Here is a 3,194-nt window from a genome sequence, read left to right on the forward strand (position 1 = left end):
CGCTCGTAGATTGGACGCTGGACATAGATACGGTTGGCGGCGAGGCAGTCCTGGCCCGAGGTGGCGAATTTGGCGTCGATGGCGATGCTCACCGCTTTGTCGAGATCGGCATCGGCAAAGACGATCAGCGGCGCATGGCCGCCAAGCTCCATCACCAGCCGCTTCATCGTCGGCGCACTTTGCGCGGCGATCAGCCGGCCGATCTCGGTCGAGCCGGTAAAACTCATGGCGCGGACGCGCGGATCTTCGCACATCCGGCCGACGATGGTCGAAGCCTTGCCGGTGATGATGTTGAAGACGCCGGCGGGCAGGCCGGCGCGTTCGCCGAGTTCGGCCAGCGCCAGCGCCGACAGCGGCGTCTCCGAGGAGGGATGCGCAACAATGGTGCAGCCGGCGGCAAGGGCGGCTGCCGCCTTGCGGGTCAGCATCGCCAACGGAAAATTCCACGGCGTGACGACACCGACGACACCGAGCGGCTCGCGCCGCACCATCATTTCCGCGTTCGGCAGATGGCTGGTGACGCTCTCGGCATTCAGGCGTTTTGCTTCTTCCGCATACCATTCGACGAAGGAAGCGGCATAGTCGATCTCGCCCAGCGACTCCTGCAGCGGCTTGCCCTGTTCCAGCGTCATCAGCAGAGCGAGGTCTTGCTTTGCAGCGATGATCAGCTCGAACCATTTTCGCAGGATTTTCGAGCGCTCCTGCGGCAATAGCGCCCGCCAGGCCGGAAAGGCGCGCGCCGCGGCATCGATCGCGTTTGTCGTCTGCCGGCCATCGAGCGCGGCGACGAAAGCGACAGTGGTGCCGGTGGCCGGATCGGTGACCTCGAAACTTTCGGCAGCCTCGCTCGCCGTCCAGTGGCCGTCGACATAGGCGAGTTCGCGCAACAGCCGGCGGTCGGCGAGGCCGTCGAGCGCTTCATGGCGATGCGAGCGGGCGAAATGCGCGGACATGGTCGATGCCTCCCGGTTCGGACTGATGCGGGAAGACTATCCGCCCGATGCAGACAGAGAGGCTGTTTGGATGCCTTGAAGTAGAGAGACTCTCTCTATTGTGCCGTCCGGCGAGAGGATCTCTCCAATCCTACGGCGACGCCGGCAGCAGGTCGGCTATCGGCAGCGCGATCTCGTCCTTCACTGTCTTGATGACGATGTAGGTGAAGTAGCGATCGATGCCGATTTCGCGGTCGAGCAAGCCATCGACCAGCCGTTGGTAGGCGTCGATGTCGCGCGCCATCACCTTCAGCACATAGTCGACGCCGCCGCCCACCGACCAGCAGGCGACGATCTCGGGAATGTCGCGGATGACGCGCTCGAAGCGATCGAAATCGGCCTGGCGGTGGTTGGCCAGCGTCACCTCCATCAGCACGGTGGCGACGGGTGCGACGACGCGCATGGCGATCCTGGCGTGGTAGCCAGACACGATCCCGGCTTTTTCCAGTTTGCGCAGCCGCATCCAGCACGGCGTCGGCGACAGGCCGACCTGCTCGGCCAGCGCCAGCTTGGTGATGCGTCCGTCGCGCTGGATGGCGTCGAGGATTTTCAGGTCGATCGGGTCGAGTTTCGCAGCGTTCATCGGCGTCCACTTTTTCGTCCACCGCACCATGACGGCGCATTATTTCGATTGTCAATTGCACTGATTTCGATCTCTAATAAGTCATGACATTGTGGCAACCTGATCCCGCGCTCATCCGGCGGCCAGCCTATCAATCGCTGGCCGACCAGTTCGCGCGCGCCATCCATGACGGGCGCCTTGCCAATGGCGCACGACTGCCGACCCATCGCCGGCTGGCTGACGACCTCAAGCTTTCGGTGCAGACGGTCAGCCGCGCCTATGAGGAACTGATCCGGCGCGGCCTGATTTCGGGCGAGATCGGCCGCGGCAGCTTCGTCCAGACGCAGCGCCGCGAGCCGGAACCGCCATACCTGCCGGAGCGGCTGGGCGAAGTTATCGATCTCTCGATCCTGAAACCGGTCTGCGAGCCGATGCATCTGGAGCGGCTGAAGCAGGCGCTGGGCTGGCTGGCCGAGAACCTGCCGTCGAGTTCAGCCCTTTCGTTCCGGCCCAACATGGTGTTTCCGCGCCACCGCGCGGTGGCGGTCGAATGGCTGAAACTGTGCGGGCTCGACACCTCCGCGCAGAACATCAGCCTGACCAACGGCGCCACCGCCGGCATGACCGTGGCGCTGATGAGTGTGGCGCCGCCTGGCTCGACGGTCGCCACCGAGGCGATCGGCCATCACACGCTGGTGCCGCTGGCCCGCTATCTCGGCTTCAACCTGGAGGGGCTGCCGATCGACGACAACGGCCTGATCCCGGAGGCGCTGGACGAGGCGTGCCGGCTTTCCGACATCCGCGCCGTGTTCGTGCAGCCCTCGGTGATCAACCCGACGGCGACGCTGATGGATGCGGCGCGGCGCGAGCAAATCGCGGCTGTGGCGCGCAAGCACGACATCGCCATCATCGAGAACGATGTGCTGGGTCCCCTGGTCGAAGACCGGCCGCCGCCGGTTGCTGCCTTCGCGCCAGAGCGCACGCTCTACGTCACCTCCTTCACCAAGATCACCGTGCCCGGACTGCGCATCGGCTATCTCGCCGCGCCTGACCGTTATGTCGCCGCCGTCGCCAACCGGCATCTGGTCTCGAACTGGATGGCGACGCCGCTGGTGGCGGAGATCGCCACCAAATGGGTGACCGACGGCACGGCGATGGAGCTTGTCCATTGGCAGCGCGCGGCATTGCGGCGCCGGCAGGATATTGCGGCGCAAGTGCTGGCGGGGGTCGACTATCGCGCCAAGCGCGACGGGCTGCATGTCTGGCTGCAACTGCCGGCCGACCGCGCCGAGGAGAGCTTTGTCGCCCAGGCTCGCCTGCAAGGCGTGGCGATCGCACCCGGCACCTCCTTCCGCATCTCGGATGCGCCCTGGCATCCGGCGGTGCGCATCTCGCTGGGCTCGACCACCGAGGGGGAACTGCGCGCCGGCCTCGGCGTTGTCACCAAGCTGCTGCTTGGCGATCCGGAGCATCTGCTGCTCGCTATCTAGCGAGTACGCCGCTATTCGGGTGATGCCGGTCTGCGAAAGGTAGCCTCCTGCGCTTCCGGTATTCACGTACGAAAGTACGCTCCGTTCCGGTTCTCGGAGGCTCCCATTCTCGGCTCGGCCTGACCCGAATCCCGGCGCACTCTTCGGCAC

3 protein-coding genes are annotated in these 3,194 nt (G+C 65.2%); 1 reads left to right on the plus strand and 2 read right to left on the minus strand.

From position 1 onward, the window contains the following. The coding region (locus EN935_RS28375) for an aldehyde dehydrogenase family protein (RefSeq protein WP_127373854.1) at positions 1-953 on the minus strand (953 nt) is incomplete at its 3' end. A 130-nt stretch (positions 954-1,083) separates the two neighbouring features. Further along, positions 1,084-1,575 (minus strand): Lrp/AsnC family transcriptional regulator, encoded by a 492-nt coding sequence (locus EN935_RS28380; protein ID WP_109670199.1) that lies wholly within the window; start codon positions 1,573-1,575, stop codon positions 1,084-1,086. 83 nt (positions 1,576-1,658) lie between these two features. Between EN935_RS28380 and EN935_RS28385 the strand changes: the two genes are divergently transcribed. Beyond that, positions 1,659-3,044 carry a PLP-dependent aminotransferase family protein gene (locus tag EN935_RS28385; protein WP_126067932.1) on the plus strand — a complete coding sequence of 462 codons (1,386 nt, stop codon included), beginning with the start codon at positions 1,659-1,661 and terminating at the stop codon, positions 3,042-3,044. The last annotated feature ends 150 nt before the right edge of the window (positions 3,045-3,194 follow it).

The organism is Mesorhizobium sp. M7D.F.Ca.US.004.03.1.1 (assembly GCF_003998635.1).
GTDB lineage: Bacteria > Pseudomonadota > Alphaproteobacteria > Rhizobiales > Rhizobiaceae > Mesorhizobium > Mesorhizobium loti.

What these genes read in the sequence shown, in the direction of transcription:
- EN935_RS28380 (WP_109670199.1), bottom strand. Translation starts at nt 1,575, where the DNA reads ATGAACGCTGCGAAACTCGACCCGATCGACCTGAAAATCCTCGACGCC.
- EN935_RS28385 (WP_126067932.1), top strand. Translation starts at nt 1,659, where the DNA reads ATGACATTGTGGCAACCTGATCCCGCGCTCATCCGGCGGCCAGCCTAT.